This is a genomic window from Microcoleus sp. B3-D7 (assembly GCF_036705305.1).
In the GTDB taxonomy this organism is placed as follows: Bacteria; Cyanobacteriota; Cyanobacteriia; order Cyanobacteriales; family Microcoleaceae; genus Microcoleus.
The window spans coordinates 31,867-47,648 of sequence record NZ_JAUBUE010000017.1; the positions used below are offsets into that span (position 1 = coordinate 31,867).

A 15,782-nucleotide genomic window follows, 5' to 3' on the forward strand; every position below is an offset into this window, starting at 1 on the left:
CTGGCAAAATGGAAGACCATTTCAGCGAATTTAAAGAAATCGTAGAGTGCGGGTTGAAAAATAATATGCCGCGAGATGCTAAACTAATTACTGTAGGCCAAATTTTATATGCTGTTACCCGCGACGATCTAACGATAAAAGAAGGTTGGCAGCTTGAAGAGATGATGGGTGGCAGAAAACAGTGGGAAGAGGCACTTGAGTACAGCATTTTTGGCTATCCAGTAGACACAGCAACGCCACCTTTAGACAAACCTCTGGTTATTGCCGGCAAAACTTTTCATTCTCGCTTGATGACGGGTACGGGAAAATATCGCAGCATCGCAGAAATGCAGCAAAGTGTCAACGCTAGCAGGTGCGAAATTGTGACTGTAGCTGTGCGGCGAGTGCAAACAAATGCTCCCGGTCATGAAGGATTGGCAGAGGCTCTTGATTGGACGAAAATTTGGATGCTGCCAAATACTGCCGGTTGTCAAACTGCGGATGAGGCGATTAGAGTAGCTCGTTTGGGCCGGGAAATGGCGAAACTTTTAGGGCAAGAAGACAATAATTTTGTCAAATTAGAAGTGATTCCCGATGCTAAATATTTGCTGCCAGATCCGATCGGCACTTTGGAAGCTGCAGAACAATTAGTCAAAGAAGGTTTTGCCGTTTTGCCCTACATCAATGCCGATCCCCTCCTGGCAAAACGCCTCGAAGAAGTCGGTTGTGCGACAGTCATGCCTTTAGGTTCGCCCATCGGTTCAGGGCAAGGGATCAACAATGCGGCCAACATTCAAATAATTATTGACACGGTAAATATTCCTGTGGTAGTCGATGCGGGAATCGGAACGCCCAGCGAAGCGGCGCGAGCAATGGAAATGGGAGCCGATGCACTGTTGATTAATTCCGCGATCGCCAATGCCCAAAATTCCCCGGCAATGGCAAAAGCAATGGGAATGGCAGCAGAAGCGGGCCGGATAGCGTACTTAGCAGGCAGAATGCCGATCAAAGATTATGCGATCGCCTCTTCTCCGCAAACAGGCACTGTCACATCCAAATAAATTCCTGAATTTTCCTGGGCGCTTTTTTGGTAGAGTTGTAAACATCAAAAATATTAAGGATTGTGACTGATGCCTTACATCAAAGATGACGATGGACGCCTGAACAACTTTGCTAAAGAGCCGAAGGTGTATGAAGCCGTACCTCCCAACAAAAATCAGCAACGCAACTACATCATCATGGGTATTGCAGCAGCCATGTTAGTCGCCGGTTTGGTGTACGTGGCTGCCTCCGTCTGAAAACTGGCCTGAGACTCAAAGCTGCTTCAAATCGCAATTTTAAATAATCCTTCGAGAAACCATGTTTTCCTTTCCCAAGGAAACATGGTTTTTGTGTTTCAATACAAAGCAGGGAGTTGCGACAATCCTGAAGCGTGCCGAGCGAGCTGGAAAGCTAAATAAGACGAACATAAACTTGGTGTTTTCCTCTTGGCTGTCGGGTTCAGGGACTTGGGTTGCACTTAATCACACTGGTTCGCCACCCACATAAAATTGCCAATTGAAAATCCACAATCCTTTAGTCATCACCGGTGCGATTGACTGCCTTCGGGGCTTAGTTGTGAGTTATGAGTGATCGAGATTTCAACTCTCAACTCTAAAATCTACAATCCAAAAATCTAAAACCTAAAACCTAAAATCTAAAATCTAAAATCGGCTGATCCTGATGTCTATTCCTTCCCAAAAAGTTTCTAGCTCGAACAAGCTGATCTACCAACGCTTGAAACAGGCGATCGACCTCAATTTACGCCGTCAAATTTTTATCGCCGCCTGCGACGACTTGTGCTTGCGGGACTGTCTGGCAGCCCGCTTGCAGACAGAATTAGCAGCAGAGAGCGCAGGCTCCGATCCTCGCTCCCCGATCCACTACCCCCGATTTGTCAGTTTGGAACTTGACTTGAGCGATCCAAATCCTTGGCGTTCGATCGCCGCGTGGCTGACCCAACACCCACCGCCGCAAAACAGGGGCAGCTACAGCCCTTTGCCGGGATTTCAAATTCTTGGGGCAGAACACCTGACCAGGCAGTCAGCAGCCGTGCAGTGGTCGTTCCTGAGCTATTTGAGAGACATCGAAGCAAACCTGCAAATGTGCGAGTCTACTGTGTTGCTGTGGGTGTCGCGGCCCTGGCTGAGTTCGATCGAGCACTCCGCCCCGGAATTTTGGCACTGGCGAACCGGAGTATTTGAGTTTGAAGGCGAACCAACTCCAGCTAAGGGAGACTTCGGGCACTTTGATGACTTCGGGAACTCCGGAGACTTGCGAAACTTACGGGACAACGGAGACTTTGGCAACCAACTTTTAATACCTTCTTTGTCTGGACAATACCCAATTCCCGATCGACAATCCCCAATTTCCTATCCCCCGTCCCCAGCGCCAGATTCTAAATCCGTCCCACTGACAGAAGACGAACAATCCCCAATTTCCCATCCCCCGTCCCCAGCGCCAGATTCTAAATCCGTCCAACTGGCAGATTTGGTGCTAGCAGCGGCTTCTGAGGAGTTGGAAGCAGAAAATGATGCCGCATCGGAGGACAATTTTCTGCCGCTGCAAACTCTGCAATACATCGAACTGCTGCAAGAACATCAGTGTTCTTGCGAAGCTTTGGCTTTGGCTTATCACAGTTTGGGGAATTACTACCGCGATCGCATTCTGGGCGGAGACGTTTCAGAGCAAAACCTGACAATCGCCATTCGCGCGATCGAACAAGTGATTGCGTATCTCGACGTTGACACCAACTCGCAGCAAAATCAACCACTAACTGAGGAATGCGCGCGGCTGATTGCCCAATTGACACAAAATTTAACTCAGTACGCCCAGGAGTCCAACAGCCTACCGCCAATTTCCGATCTGCTTAACGATCTCGGCACTCTCTACTGGATGCTGTCGCGCGATCGCACCAATGCCCTCAACGCCTCAGATCCGGTATCCAGCCTTGAACGCAGCATCGCCCTCTACCTTGAAGGTTTGAACCGAACAGATAGCGAAACCGTACCCCAAACCCGCGTTAGATTAAACAAAAATTTGGGAATCGCCTCGGCCGATTTAGCCCGCTATCGAGACAAGACAGAGAACTTGCAGCACGCAGTTGCAGCTTACCAACAAGCGCTGCTGGATCTAGACCCCGCCGTGGAGCCTCAGCAGTACGCTGCTGCTCAGAATAATTTGGCGACAGCATACTGGAATTTAGCCCAAGATGGTGAGCCGATCGTATATCTCAAAAGCGCGATCGCAGCTTACACCCAAGCCCTCTCCTGCTACAGTCCCGAACGAGAACCCCTCAACTATGCCGGAGTGCAAAACAACCTCGGTACCGCCTGCTGGAACCTCGCCCAGCACGAACCCTCAGAACCCCTGCTAGTCAGGGCGATTTCCGCCTACCGCGAAGCATTGAAATACCGCACCAGAGAATTAGTACCCGCAGCAGCAGCCGCCACCTACAATAATCTCGGTACCGCTTATTGGCATTTGGCGAACCAGTTTCAGCAGAAACGATCGCGGACGGAATCATTGCAGCAGGCGATTACCGCCTACGAAGCCGCCCTGGATATCGCCGGAGAGCTCGATCGAACCCAGCTCACTTTTGACGCCTTGGCCGCCCGCAACAATCTCGGACTAGCCCACTATCAACTAGCCATAGAACCAGATTTTGCCGCTAATAAAGCTGCACAGACAAGCCATCTAGAAGCAGCACTACACCACCAGTTGCAAGTGTGTGCCGAATGGGGACAACATCTCAATGACAAAGGGTTAACATATGGGGATAAACTCAACCTGCAAGCCCCGGCAAACTCCCAAGCTGCTGATTCCAGGCAAACAGCATTGAGCTATATTGTCAAAACGATTAGAGCTTTCTATAGTGAATGTGGGCTGCCAGGCCAAAATTTAGCCTTATCCAAAGTTCCTGGAGATTTATTGCCTGAAATTTTGCGTAGGTTATAAATAGGGCTATAACTATTAAAAGCTCAATTTTTTCGAGATTTGTATCCAGTTTTCTATTATTATGGCTGAATATTCTTGCCTAATTCTTCAAGCAAACTTGTGGTCATGGCCCCTGTAAAAATCCTTGTGGTTGATGACGACCCGGCAATCCGAAATTTAATTCACCGTTTTTTGAGCCAGCAAGGTTATCAAGTTGAGTCTGGCGAGGACGGTCAGACTGGTCTGGAATTATTTGAGCAACTCAATCCTGACTTAGTAGTTCTAGATGTAAATTTACCTGATACAACTGGTTACAAACTGTGTCAAGAAATGCAAAGACGCACGGGCGTGTTTGTGTTGATGCTGACTGCCCGAACCGATGAAGCTGACAAAATGAAAGGGTTTGCCGAAGGTGCTGACGACTACATTACTAAACCTTTTAGTCTTGTAGAGATTGGAGCTCGCGTTGCAGCAATTTTGAAGCGCAAACGCATTGTTACTCCCGCCGAACAACAAACTCTTACTTTTGGAGAGCTACTAATAGATCCGGTTCGCCGCGAGGTAATTCTCGGCAGTCAGATAGTTGCTTTGACTGCTTTAGAATTCGATCTGCTGTACTGTTTGGCCAGCAAACCAGGTCGCGTGTGGAGGCGATCGGAATTGCTGCATGAAGTGTGGGACTACGAGTATGTAGGAGCCGATCGCGTGGTGGATGTCCATATAGGTCAAATTCGCCGCAAAATTGAACCAGATGCCACTCAAATTTCGATGATTCAAACCGTTAGGGGGGTGGGTTACAAGTTTGAACCCACAACCTAGTAACATTCGGCATTGGGCATCGGATATGAAGGCAGAAGGCTGTAGGTGCGGGTTCACCAATATCTCGGATTAACATACTCGATATTTGTAAACCCGCCCTCTCCACATAATCATTCAGATCGAGTGTCTGATTGTTTGTTCTGCAAATACTCGCCCACTTCTCGTGCACGCTCAAAACCCCTTCGCACGCAATCTCCCAAAGCCACGCCGCCAACGTAGTTGCTGCACAAATACAGCCCAGGCAAAGATTTTAAGCCCTCATCGATTTGTTGCAGGCGATCGAAATGACCCAAATTGTACTGAGGAATCGCCCGCTTCCACACATTCACCGCTAAAACTTTGGGCTGTGGCACATCTGGTTTCAGCAAAATCCGAGACAAATCTCGGTGCACCTCCCGAACGATTTGTTCTGAGTCGAGATTGCCAATTTCCGAATCAGTAGCCCCGCCGATGTAACTGCTGAGAGTTTGCCACCCAGCAGGCGCGCGACCGGCAAATAAACTCGATGTCCAAATCGTCCCCAGAGTGCGAATTCCCTGCCCCCTCGGAATTAAATTTCCAAAACCTACTAATTTTTCCTTGACATCCGACTGCGGATATGCTAATACCACGCAGGCAACCGTAGGATAAGTAAAAGCTTGTAAAGCACTGCTAACTTTCGGTTGCAGAGGCTGCAACAAATCGGCTGTAACGTAAGCCGGCGTTGTCAAAACCACGGTGCGCGCCTCAACTTCCTGCTGTCCGTCGGGCGTCGAGAATACAGCAATGTAAGTTTCGCGTTCTGTACGCTGGAGGCGAGTCAGGTGCCAATTGAGTTTCACACGATCGCCCAATTGAGCAGCGATCGCCTCCGGCAAAGCCTTCAACCCCTGTTTAAACGAACCCAACTCCCCCGGTCTAGTCTTAGGAACATTCGGGTCTGCGGGCAATTTTTTCGGTCTTTTCCTAGCAGAAAGCAGCGCCCCCGCCACCAGCCCGCCACCCAAATCAGCCATCTTGGCTACCCGCCCAAAAGCCGCCGCGGCGCTAAGTTGTTGCGGATCGCCGGCATAAACCCCAGAAACAAAAGGTTCCACCAACCGCTGCATCACTTCCGTACCGAGATGACGGCGGAAAAATTGAGAAACAGTTTCCTCGTCACCCTGCTGCGAAAGTCCAGCGCCCATTGCCGGCCCGACAAAGCCCAAAGCCCCGAACAACGCCCGCAGTTTCCCCGGAAAACTCAGCAACTGAGACTGAATCATCGCCGGTGGAGTCATCGGCACCGGTTGCAGCTTTTTTTGCCAATAAACATAACGAGGCAATTTGCGATCGGCAAAAATCAATTCTTGCTTCAATCCCACATCCACAGCCAACTTCATCAATTCTGGCGTCGGCGAAAAACTGTTCGGGCCCTCCTCCCAGAGAAACCCTTCCGCTGTCACAGTGGTGATGTTCCCGCCCACACGTCCTTGACTCTCAGCGACTAAAATCTTCAGCGAGGATGGACTCGTTGCTTCCTTGTGAAGTGCGTGCGCCAAACTCAAACCGCTAATACCCGCACCCACAATTAAGGTATCTAATAGTTCCATATTACATAGAAAAATATCGCAATCTTTATGTTACATGGCTTTGCACGGCTTGCGTTCTTTGCTTCGCGTACTGCCAAACCGCTTTCTGATTACCGAATTGGGAATTGCGAATCGAGAATTGAGAATCGGGAATTGGGAATTGGGAATCGGTAAGCTGTCTGGCATTTCTGAAGCATTTTTCTCGCAGGTTGTGGATTAACCTCTGCCCGCCTCCCCGTCTCTCGGTCTCTCCATCTCGCTTTTGTATCCGCTGGGTCTGGTTTAAAAAAAGAGCATCTGCTGTAATTAAGTTCTATTCCCCAAAATACTATATTCTTTAAAATTTTTGTATTATAGGGAACAGCGCCGAAAATTGCACCGGGAAACGCAGCAGTACAGTGCCCAAAAAGATTTGAGTGGGTTAAACTAACTTTAGGAAAATTTTACAGCTTAAGCAAGTCAGCACCCCGCTCTGAAGAGATGCGGCTTTATGCCCTAATCAAAAGAGAGAGTTGACTTGCGATCGTCTTAACTGATTACGTTATCAAAATTATGGGTGTAAGCTCAAGCTGCTATGCGATCGCGGGTGAAATATTTGAAACGGTAATTGTTCCGTTGAAAATAGATCATAAAAGTACCAAGCGACCCAGTAGCCCTGTGTAGCAATAATCAGTATTCAAGGCGGTTAAAACTGCCTGATGCGTGCTGCCTCGATCGGTCTACACGAGGTTTCCCTAATACTAAGCTTTTCTCATGAAAAAATACCCATGCAGGAAGTTATCAACTCGTTTCAGTCTTTTTTCTCTAACTCTGTTGATGCTTTCCTAGAGTGCGATCGACAGCAAAAGTACCTATCGATCAATCCTGTCGCTGCTGCTTGGATGGGATTGGAGCCTACTGAAATAGTCAACCAAACTAATCAGGAATTATTAAAATTATATCCCAATAATGCTGCTGTCAAAAATATAATCTCGCAGATTGATTCCTGCCTGCAACAAGTATTTATAACCGGGGAAAAACGGCTGGCAATTCATGAGGTGACGGCGGCAGACGGCGGGATTAAAATTTACGAAACTGCTTATACGCCAGCGGTGGATGCCTCTAGCAACCAGATGCGGGTTTTGGGCGTTGGTAGAGATATCACCAGGCACTACCGCTGGCAGCAGCAGAAAACTCAACAGTTACGCCGATCGAACCATTTACTGTGGTTGAATGCAGCTAACAGTCCCCTGGCAATGGTAGGCTGGGATGAAGATTTTCGCATCGTTCAGTGGTCGAAACGCGCCGAGGAAATCTTTGGCTGGACATCCGATGATATGATGGGCAAGCACTTCGGCGATTTGGCTTTGGTTTGCGAGGAAGATAGAGAAGCTATAAGCGCGATCGAGCTTGAACTAGCCACTGGCAACGGCAATACTTCAATTAACCGCAACTATACTAAAAGCGGACAGGTAATTTGGTGTCGCTGGTTCAACTCGATTATTCGCAGCGGCGACACTTTTACTGTGCTTTCTTTGGTGGAAGATATCACCGATCGCAAACGATTGGAAGCAGAAAAAGCCCAAGCTTCTCGCCTCACAGCAATGGTAGCCGATGTGGGTATTGCCCTCACCAAACACCCTCAAGATATCCTGCTTCCCTGCTGCGAGGCAATGGTGCGGAATATTGATGTCGCTTCTGCTGAAATTTGGACTTTCAACTCTCAACATAATCTTTGGCAATTGCAAGCATCCTCGGGAATATACAGTCGCACAGACGATCGGGCTAGCTTTATTGAAAGTAAGGTTAACTCGATCGCCAAACAGCAAAAACCGGAATTTGACTGCGGATTTGAACTGAATAATTTTGGACTCTCAGAGGAAGAATCCGCAAAAGCAACAGAGGCGCAAAGTTCCGAAGTAGCAATTATCAACACCAGTGAAAAGCCGACAAATTGCCCAATCCCCAAGCAAATTCTCACCTTCGCTGGCTACCCTTTGATAGTCGAAGAACGGCTGGTGGGAGTGATGGTTATTATCAGCCGCCAGCCGCTGACAGCACCTTTTCAGGAAACTTTAGCATCGGTTGCCGATGTCATCGCTTTAGGCATCGAACGCAAGCGTGCAGAAGCTGAATTAAAATCAGCTAGAGGCTTCCTCAATTCCGTAGTAGAAAATTTACCGGTGGGAGTTTTTGCTAAAGATGCTTCTTCGCTGAAATTTGTGCTGTGGAATAAAGCGGGAGAAACTATCGCAGGTGTTACCTCTCAAGAGGCGATCGGCAAAAATGACTACGATATTTACCCCAAAGAACAAGCTGATGTTTTCACGGCTCAAGACAGGGAAATATTGACCGGTGATCACCACCAATCTACTGTTAAAGACATAGCCGAAGAGCCGATTCAAACTCGCCACAAAGGTATGAGAATACTGCACACCCGTAAAGTGCCAATTCTCGACGCCGCAGGTCGCCCTCAGTACGTTTTAGGTATTACTGAAGATATTACCGAACGCAGGCAGGTAGACGAAAGCGTGCGCCTCTACGACCAAATTGTTGAGAATATGCAAATTGGTTTGTACGTCTACCATTTAGAAAACATAGACGATGACAGCACCCTCAGGGCGATCGCCTCAAATCCTGCGGCTACCCTATTTACCGGATTAGAAATGGCTGATGTTTTGGGAATGACAATCGACGAGATTTTTCCCCACCTGCGATCGAAAAACATTCCCCAAGCATTTGCTGCGGTAATTCGCAGCCAGAAAGCCGTAGAACTTGAAGATATTGACTGCGATGAAGGCGGCAGAATAACTCGCGCTTTTTCTATTAAAGCTTTTCCATTACCCAACAACTGCGTCGGTGTTGCTTTTGAAAATATTACTGCTCGCAAGTGCCTAGAACTAGAACTGCAGGCCTCGTTGGAAAAAACCGAACGTTCCGAACAACTCCTACGCACAGTAATAGACAAAACCAGCGACTGGATTTTTGCCAAAGACAAAAATTTTCGCTATATTTTGGCAAACAGGAGTTTCGCTCAAGCGATCGGCAAAACAGTAGAAGAAATAATTGGCCAATCCGATTTAGAGTTAGGATTTTCAAAAGATCTCGTGTTTGGGAATTCCGCCCAAAATATTCGAGGCTTCCGCACAGACGACTCTGCTGTACTGGCCGGCGACATCCTCCACAATCCCTGCGATGCGGCAACTATTGCTGACGGTTCAGTACATATTTTTGATACCCAAAAACTTCCCCTGCGCGACGCGGAAGGCAATGTATTTGCAGTGCTAGGTTTCGCTCACGATATTACAGAACGACATGAATCCGAAGCAGCTTTGCGTAGAAGTGAATTAAGATTTCGGTCTTTGGTAGCTAATATTCCCGGCGTGGTTTATCGCTGGAAGTGCGATTTTTCGACTAATTTTATTAGCGATGCCGTTTACTTATTAACCGGCTACCCAGCGGCAGATTTTATTTGGCTTTTGGACAGGAGATGCCGGACTTTTGCTAGCATTATTTACCCCCAAGATTTGGCAAAAGTAGAAGCAACTATTCGGCAAGGCATAGAAAACAAAGAGTCTTATAACTTGGAATACCGCTTGCTAGCAGCAGACGGCACGGTTAAATGGGTGTGGGATAAAGGTTCTCCTGTGTTCGACGCAGATGGAAACGTTTGCTATTTGGACGGGGTGATTTTTGATATTAGCGATCGCTACTACGCTGAGGAAGCATTGCGCCAAAAAACTTTAGAGTTAGAAGCAGTTTTTCGCGCTTTGCCTGATTTGTATTTTCGATTAGATGCTGACGGTATAATCGTGGATTATTTGTCAGGAACTTCTTCGAGTTTATACGTACCTCCCGAACATTTTATGGGTCAACGAATGACAGACGTATTGCCACACAATGTCGCCTGCCAATTTGCCCAAGCAATCTTTGAAGTTTCCGAAACAAGAAATTCCATCGATATAGAATATTCGCTTTCCATGTCGGAAGAAGAAAAAACTTATGAAGCCCGACTCTTGCCGTTTAATTCAGATCAGATTATTATTCTAGCCCGCAATATTACCAAGCGCAAACAAGCCGAAGCTCAATTAAAACATAAAAATTTCCAGCTAGAGCAAACATTGAAACAATTAGGCAGGACTCAAGCTCAACTAATTCAAGCGGAAAAAATGTCGGGTTTGGGACAGCTAGTGGCGGGAATTGCTCACGAAATCAATAATCCTGTCAGTTTTATTTACGGTAATATCACTTACGCTAGTGAGTATGCCAAAAACTTGCTGGAACTGTGCAGTTTGTATCACGCACACTACCCGGAACCTATTGCTGTTATCCAAGATTTGGCAGAAGAAATAGAACTGGAATTCATGAAAGATGATTTCCCGCATCTGCTGACTTCAATTCAAACCGGAGCCGAGCGAATCCGTCAAATAGTTCTGTCTTTGCGTAACTTTTCCCGGCTGGAAGAATCAGATATTAAGCGTGTTAACATTCACGAGGGAATAGACAGCGCTCTGTTAATTTTGCAACACAAGATTAAAGAAAATGGCAGGAATCGTCCTATTCAAATAGTTAAAGAATATGGGGAATTGCCACAGGTACAGTGCTACGTGGGGCAGTTAAATCAAGTGTTTATGAATATTTTAAATAATGCTATTGATGCTTTAGCGGATGTCAGGAATAGGAAGTTGGAATTGGCGAGTTATTCAGAAGAAGAACGGCAAGATTTTGCTAGTTTACCTTTAACTTGCGACACATTGCCGTGGATTCGGATTCGCACGGAGGTTCTGGAGAACAATCGGGTGGCGATCGCAATTTCCGATAACGGGTGTGGAATGGCAGAGTCTGTTAAATGTCGGGTATTTGACCCGTTTTTTACTACTAAACCAGTAGGCAAAGGTACAGGCTTGGGACTGTCTATCTCCTATCAGATTGTGGTGGAAAGACACGGAGGGACGCTGCAGTGCATTTCCGCGCCGGGAGAGGGAACTGAATTTGCGATCGAGATTCCAATTCGGCAGAGGTAATGAGTCATTGGTAATTGGTAGTTGCACGATAAAAATGATAATCTAATTAAAGGTTGTAAAAGTCAGGAATATTAGCATGGTATACAAAAGCATACATACTTCTAATGCCGTTGCCAAACCGATTAAAGATGAGGATGATGATGATTCCTACGTTGACTATTTTTATGACGATCAGGGGGCTCCGCCGGGAACTCTCGACTTAGAACCCGATGCGCCACCTCCCGAGATTGTATTAATTGACTATTGCGAAACAGCAGCTACTCGCGCTCACTTGGCAAATCCTCAAGAAGGTGCTGCGTATTTAGATACAGCATCTGTTTCTTGGGTTGATATGTTGGGATTAGGAAACAAAGAAACTTGGCGGCAAATGGCCGAAGTATTTAATTTGCACGTAATGGCTCAGGAAGATGTAGTTAATGTTCCCCAGCGACCGAAAGTTGTAGATTATGAAGAACACATTTTAATCATTGCTTGGATGGTGATGCTGCATCCAGAAGCAGATACTTTTCATAAAGAACAAGTAAGTTTTATTTTGGGCAAGCATTACCTGCTAACTGTTCAGGAAGAACCCGACTATGATTGTTTTGGTCCCGTGCGCGATCGCATTCGTAAAGGACAAGGAATGATTCGCAAACACGGAGCAGATTATCTGGCTTATACTCTGTTAGATTCGATTATAGATGGATTCTTCCCTGTATTAGAAGTTTATGGAGAGCGCATTGAAGAACTAGAGGATGAAGTGGTGGTGAACCCCACCCGTAAAACCCTGGAAAAGATCTATAAAATCCGGCGAGAATTGCTGACTCTGCGCCGCGCCATTTGGCCGCAGCGGGATGCAATTAATGTTTTAATTCGAGATAGCAGTGATTTAATTAGTCCAGAGGTGCGAATTTACCTGCGCGACTGTTACGATCACACAGTGCAGGTGATGGATATGGTGGAAACATATCGAGAGTTGTCGTCGGGTTTGATGGATGTTTACTTGTCTTCGGTTGGTAATAAAATGAATGAAATCATGAAGTTGCTGACTGTAATTTCGAGTATTTTTATTCCTCTAACTTTTGTTGCGGGAGTATACGGGATGAATTTCAATACAGAGAAATCGCCCTGGAATATGCCGGAACTGAACTGGTATTTTGGCTATCCGCTGTGTTGGGCAATTATGCTAGGTATCGCCTCTGGTTTAGTTTACTTCTTCTGGAAACGCGGCTGGTTTGATAATTTTTCTACTGTGAAAGACGACTCATTAAAGTAACCGAATTGAAGATTTGAGATTGGGGAGTGAAGATTGAATAATTAAAAATTATGTGAGGTAAAAAGGTTTCGTGTCCCTAGTTAAATCCGTGCCATAAATCCTTACATGATAATTCCCAACTCTTCAGCTCCCTGATTCGTCCGTGAGTAAATTTAAGGGGAGTTGCATAGAAATTTAAGTGTTGGGCGGGCTTTCGGTTCCACCGTACAAGAGTTTGAATAAACACAAATGTCCAAATTAAGTGGGCGGCAAGTTAAAATCTTCAATCTCAAATCTTAAATTGATTGACGAACGATCGCGTACAATAAATCTGGGGAAAAAGTAGGCGCAGGCGGTTGCGGATGAGCGAAAGCTTGTCTGAGGAAAGTCCGGGCTCCCGAAAAACCAAACTTGCTGGGTAACGCCCAGTGCGAGCGATCGTGAGGATAGTGCCACAGAAAGATACCGCCCCCCGATTTGAGATTTGAGATTTGAGATTGAATCAAAAATCAAGCATCGAAAATCGCCAAGTGTTAGGGGGTAAGGGTGCAAAGGTGCGGTAAGAGCGCACCAGCAGCATCGAGAGGTGCTGGCTCGGTAAACCCCAGTTGGGAGCAAGGTCGGAGGAACTATGGTTGGTTTTTTACCAGTTCCGTTTTTTGGTACCGCTTGAGGCGTCTGGTAACAGGCGCCCCAGATAGATAACTGCCCTCGAAAACTGCTTGCAGTGGAGAGAACAGAACCCGGCTTATGTCCGACTCTTTCCCCACCCAAATTTGGGTAATGTGCTTAGGGCATATTTGTCAAGGTGTAGTTAAGGTGTTTGCGTCATCGTAACCGTTGAGCTTTATTCTTGATATGTTATTTATTGCTAATCATCTATCAAATAAAGAAGATTTATCGATCGCCCGAAGCAGAGATTTTCAGCGTTTGAGGCACTTCTTCACCACCTTGACAGAGCGGACTATAAGCACCGGCAGGACTATTTAGTTTTTTAATAAAAAGCTTTTTAGTGATATGAATCTGATCCCCTTTTTAAAAAATCATGCAACTTTAGACAATCTCCAAGCCCGGATAGTCATCCGTAATTTGCAATTAATTATAAAATATAAAATATAAAATATAAAATCTAAAATGGTATGATTTATCCGGGTCGCCAAAAGCAACTTGAAACATTAATTCAAAAATTGGGGCTGACGAAGGATGCTTCGATAAAATGGCATCTCCTCGATTTAGCTTTGACTCATGCGAGCGCGTCAGCTAAGGCAAATTACGAGCAACTAGAGTTTGTCGGGGATGCAGTTGTGCGGCTGGCGGCGTCGGAATTGTTGTTTGAGATTTATCCCGACTGTACAGTGGGGGAATTTGCTGCTATTCGATCGATCTTGGTGAGCGATCGCATTCTTGCTAAAATCGCTGAAAGTTACGGGTTCGATCGCTATTTAATTGTTTCCAGCAGTGCCGCCTCGGACAAAACAGGCGCTGAACCCCGGCTGGCAGATGCTTTGGAAGCGGTACTGGCTGCGCTTTATTTGAGTACCCACAGCTTAGAATTAATTCGCCCTTGGCTAGATTCTCACTTTCAACGCTTAGCAACAGAAATCCGCAGTGATCCTGCTCGCCAAAACTACAAAGCTGCTCTCCAAGAGTTGACTCAAGGCAAATACAAAACTTTGCCCAAATATAGCGTGCAAGAAACCGGGACAGTGCAGGGCGGAGAGGATCGTTTTACCGCAGAAGTTCTCATTCAGGGAAATTTGGTAGCAGAGGGAAAAGGTCGATCGATCAAAGCAGCCGAACAAGCAGCGGCTCAGGTAGCTTTCAATAAATTAGTTGGTAGTGAGTAGTCAGTTGACTGTTGACTGTTGACTGTTGACTGGTGTTATCAGTTATAGGTTATTTATTAGCTGCTACCAATAACCAATAACTAATAACCAATAACCAATAACCAATAACCAATAACCAATAACTACTGCCAACAGTGATTTTTTTGAGTTAAAACATAGATAATAATAACAAAATATGCTATAATTCCTGTGCGATTTTTGAAATTATAATCAATGAAAATCGGAATAGCTGTATTGGGTGCGGGTCGCTGGGGAGTTAACTTAATTCGCAACTTTCTGGAACATCCCAACAGCGAAGTTTTAGCGGTGGTAGACCCGAATCGAGATTTATTGGCGGCCGTTCAAAAACAGTTTAATCTGGATGCCTCGGTGATTCTAGCTACCGATTGGTCTCAAGTGCAAGCCTTGCCGGGACTGCAAGCTGTGGCGATCGCCACTCCAGCTTCCACACACTACACCCTCGCAGCAGCAGCGCTGAAACAAGGCTACCACGTCTTAGCAGAAAAACCCCTCGCCCTCAACCTCACGGAAGCAATAGAACTCTGTCAATTAGCCGAAAAACAGCAGCGGCAACTCTTCGTTGACCACACTTATCTGTTTCATCCAGCAGTCGATCGAGGCCAAAGAATTATTCAACAGCATCAACTCGGAAAATTGCGCTACGGTTACGCCCAGCGCACCCATTTTAAACCGGTGCGCCATGACGTTGATGCGCTTTGGGACTTGGCTATTCACGATATCGCTATTTTCAATACTTGGCTGGAACAAACGCCAATTGAAGTAAGGGCGACGGGCACTGTATTTCCGAAGGAAGCAGGAAAATGGAAGAAGGAAGAAGGAATAAATAAAGAAGCACCAGAAATTGAAAATCAATTGCCTCCCTCACTGCTGACTACTAATCCTGCAGAAAAACTAGCAGATTTAGTTTGGGTAACGCTCACCTATCCCGACGGATTTCAAGCATTTATTCACCTGTGCTGGCTAAATCCCGACAAACAACGGCGCTTAACAGTTGTTGGCAGTTTGGGAACGTTGATTTTTGATGAAATGTCCCCAGAAACTCCCCTGATTTTGCAGCGCGGCCCTTCAGATTACCGGGGCGAAGAGAATAACTCTTTTGAAAGTGCGTTAGCGAAGCCCTCGAAGAGGATCGCGCCGCAGCCAACAAGCATCAGACAGCGCGAAGTGTTGAGTTTAGAACAAGTAGAACCGCTGAGGCGAGTGTGCGATCGCTTCCTCAACTGCGTGGAAACAAATACCCCCTGTCTTACCTCTTCGGGCGCGGCCTCCGTCGAATTAATCCGCATTCTCAGCACTTTGAGCAAATCTCTCGAACTCGGCGGACAGCCCCTAATACCATTTTAGATTTTAGATT

The 15,782-nt window shown here is 46.4% G+C and carries 10 protein-coding genes and 1 other RNA gene; 10 read left to right on the forward strand and 1 reads right to left on the reverse strand.

Annotated elements, in window-relative coordinates:
* The first annotated feature begins 8 nt into the window (after positions 1 to 8).
* The 4 genes from QUB25_RS14095 to QUB25_RS14110 all read left to right on the forward strand — a co-directional run bounded on the left by QUB25_RS14095 (position 9) and on the right by QUB25_RS14110 (position 4,773).
* Positions 9 to 1,040 (forward strand): thiazole synthase, encoded by a 1,032-nt coding sequence (locus tag QUB25_RS14095; protein WP_333183825.1) that lies wholly within the window; start codon positions 9 to 11, stop codon positions 1,038 to 1,040.
* 69 nt (positions 1,041 to 1,109) lie between these two features.
* The gene (gene psb34, locus QUB25_RS14100; RefSeq protein WP_106333461.1) at positions 1,110 to 1,277 is read left to right on the forward strand and encodes a photosystem II assembly protein Psb34; all 168 of its coding nucleotides are present in this window, start codon (positions 1,110 to 1,112) and stop codon (positions 1,275 to 1,277) included.
* A gap of 424 nt (positions 1,278 to 1,701) precedes the next feature.
* Positions 1,702 to 3,975, forward strand: a complete 2,274-nt coding sequence (locus QUB25_RS14105; RefSeq protein WP_333183826.1) for a tetratricopeptide repeat protein — start codon at positions 1,702 to 1,704, stop codon at positions 3,973 to 3,975.
* Between the two features lie 105 nt (positions 3,976 to 4,080).
* Entirely contained in the window at positions 4,081 to 4,773 is a 693-nt protein-coding gene (locus tag QUB25_RS14110; protein WP_333036365.1) for a response regulator transcription factor, read from the forward strand.
* Positions 4,774 to 4,883: 110 nt separating this feature from the next.
* Here the strand turns inward: QUB25_RS14110 and hemG are convergent, their stop codons facing one another.
* Complete coding sequence (gene hemG / locus QUB25_RS14115) at positions 4,884 to 6,344, reverse strand: protoporphyrinogen oxidase (protein WP_333183827.1); 1,461 nt, start codon at positions 6,342 to 6,344, stop codon at positions 4,884 to 4,886.
* 34 nt (positions 6,345 to 6,378) lie between these two features.
* Here hemG and QUB25_RS14120 point away from each other — a divergent pair, with 34 nt between their 5' ends.
* The 6 genes from QUB25_RS14120 (at position 6,379) to QUB25_RS14145 (ending at position 15,772) form a co-directional block, all read left to right on the forward strand.
* On the forward strand, positions 6,379 to 6,543 hold the full coding sequence (locus QUB25_RS14120) for a hypothetical protein (RefSeq protein ID WP_333183828.1): 165 nt from the start codon (positions 6,379 to 6,381) through the stop codon (positions 6,541 to 6,543).
* 547 nt (positions 6,544 to 7,090) lie between these two features.
* Complete coding sequence (locus QUB25_RS14125) at positions 7,091 to 11,326, forward strand: PAS domain-containing protein (RefSeq protein ID WP_333183829.1); 4,236 nt, start codon at positions 7,091 to 7,093, stop codon at positions 11,324 to 11,326.
* A gap of 76 nt (positions 11,327 to 11,402) precedes the next feature.
* Complete coding sequence (corA, locus tag QUB25_RS14130; RefSeq protein ID WP_333183830.1) at positions 11,403 to 12,581, forward strand: magnesium/cobalt transporter CorA; 1,179 nt, start codon at positions 11,403 to 11,405, stop codon at positions 12,579 to 12,581.
* A 318-nt stretch (positions 12,582 to 12,899) separates the two neighbouring features.
* An RNA gene (rnpB, locus tag QUB25_RS14135) (RNase P RNA component class A) lies at positions 12,900 to 13,326 on the forward strand.
* A gap of 373 nt (positions 13,327 to 13,699) precedes the next feature.
* On the forward strand, positions 13,700 to 14,407 hold the full coding sequence (gene rnc / locus QUB25_RS14140) for a ribonuclease III (RefSeq protein ID WP_333183831.1): 708 nt from the start codon (positions 13,700 to 13,702) through the stop codon (positions 14,405 to 14,407).
* Positions 14,408 to 14,620: 213 nt separating this feature from the next.
* Positions 14,621 to 15,772 carry a Gfo/Idh/MocA family oxidoreductase gene (locus tag QUB25_RS14145; RefSeq protein ID WP_333183832.1) on the forward strand — a complete coding sequence of 384 codons (1,152 nt, stop codon included), beginning with the start codon at positions 14,621 to 14,623 and terminating at the stop codon, positions 15,770 to 15,772.
* Positions 15,773 to 15,782: the final 10 nt, after the last annotated feature.

Excerpts from the sequence above, each read along its gene's own strand:
- QUB25_RS14095 (WP_333183825.1), top strand. The coding sequence starts at position 9 with ATGGAAGACCATTTCAGCGAATTTAAAGAAATCGTAGAGTGCGGGTTG.
- psb34 (WP_106333461.1), top strand. The coding sequence starts at position 1,110 with ATGCCTTACATCAAAGATGACGATGGACGCCTGAACAACTTTGCTAAA.
- QUB25_RS14105 (WP_333183826.1), top strand. The coding sequence starts at position 1,702 with ATGTCTATTCCTTCCCAAAAAGTTTCTAGCTCGAACAAGCTGATCTAC.
- QUB25_RS14110 (WP_333036365.1), top strand. The coding sequence starts at position 4,081 with ATGGCCCCTGTAAAAATCCTTGTGGTTGATGACGACCCGGCAATCCGA.
- hemG (WP_333183827.1), bottom strand. The coding sequence starts at position 6,344 with ATGGAACTATTAGATACCTTAATTGTGGGTGCGGGTATTAGCGGTTTG.
- QUB25_RS14120 (WP_333183828.1), top strand. The coding sequence starts at position 6,379 with ATGGCTTTGCACGGCTTGCGTTCTTTGCTTCGCGTACTGCCAAACCGC.
- QUB25_RS14125 (WP_333183829.1), top strand. The coding sequence starts at position 7,091 with ATGCAGGAAGTTATCAACTCGTTTCAGTCTTTTTTCTCTAACTCTGTT.
- corA (WP_333183830.1), top strand. The coding sequence starts at position 11,403 with ATGGTATACAAAAGCATACATACTTCTAATGCCGTTGCCAAACCGATT.
- rnc (WP_333183831.1), top strand. The coding sequence starts at position 13,700 with ATGATTTATCCGGGTCGCCAAAAGCAACTTGAAACATTAATTCAAAAA.
- QUB25_RS14145 (WP_333183832.1), top strand. The coding sequence starts at position 14,621 with ATGAAAATCGGAATAGCTGTATTGGGTGCGGGTCGCTGGGGAGTTAAC.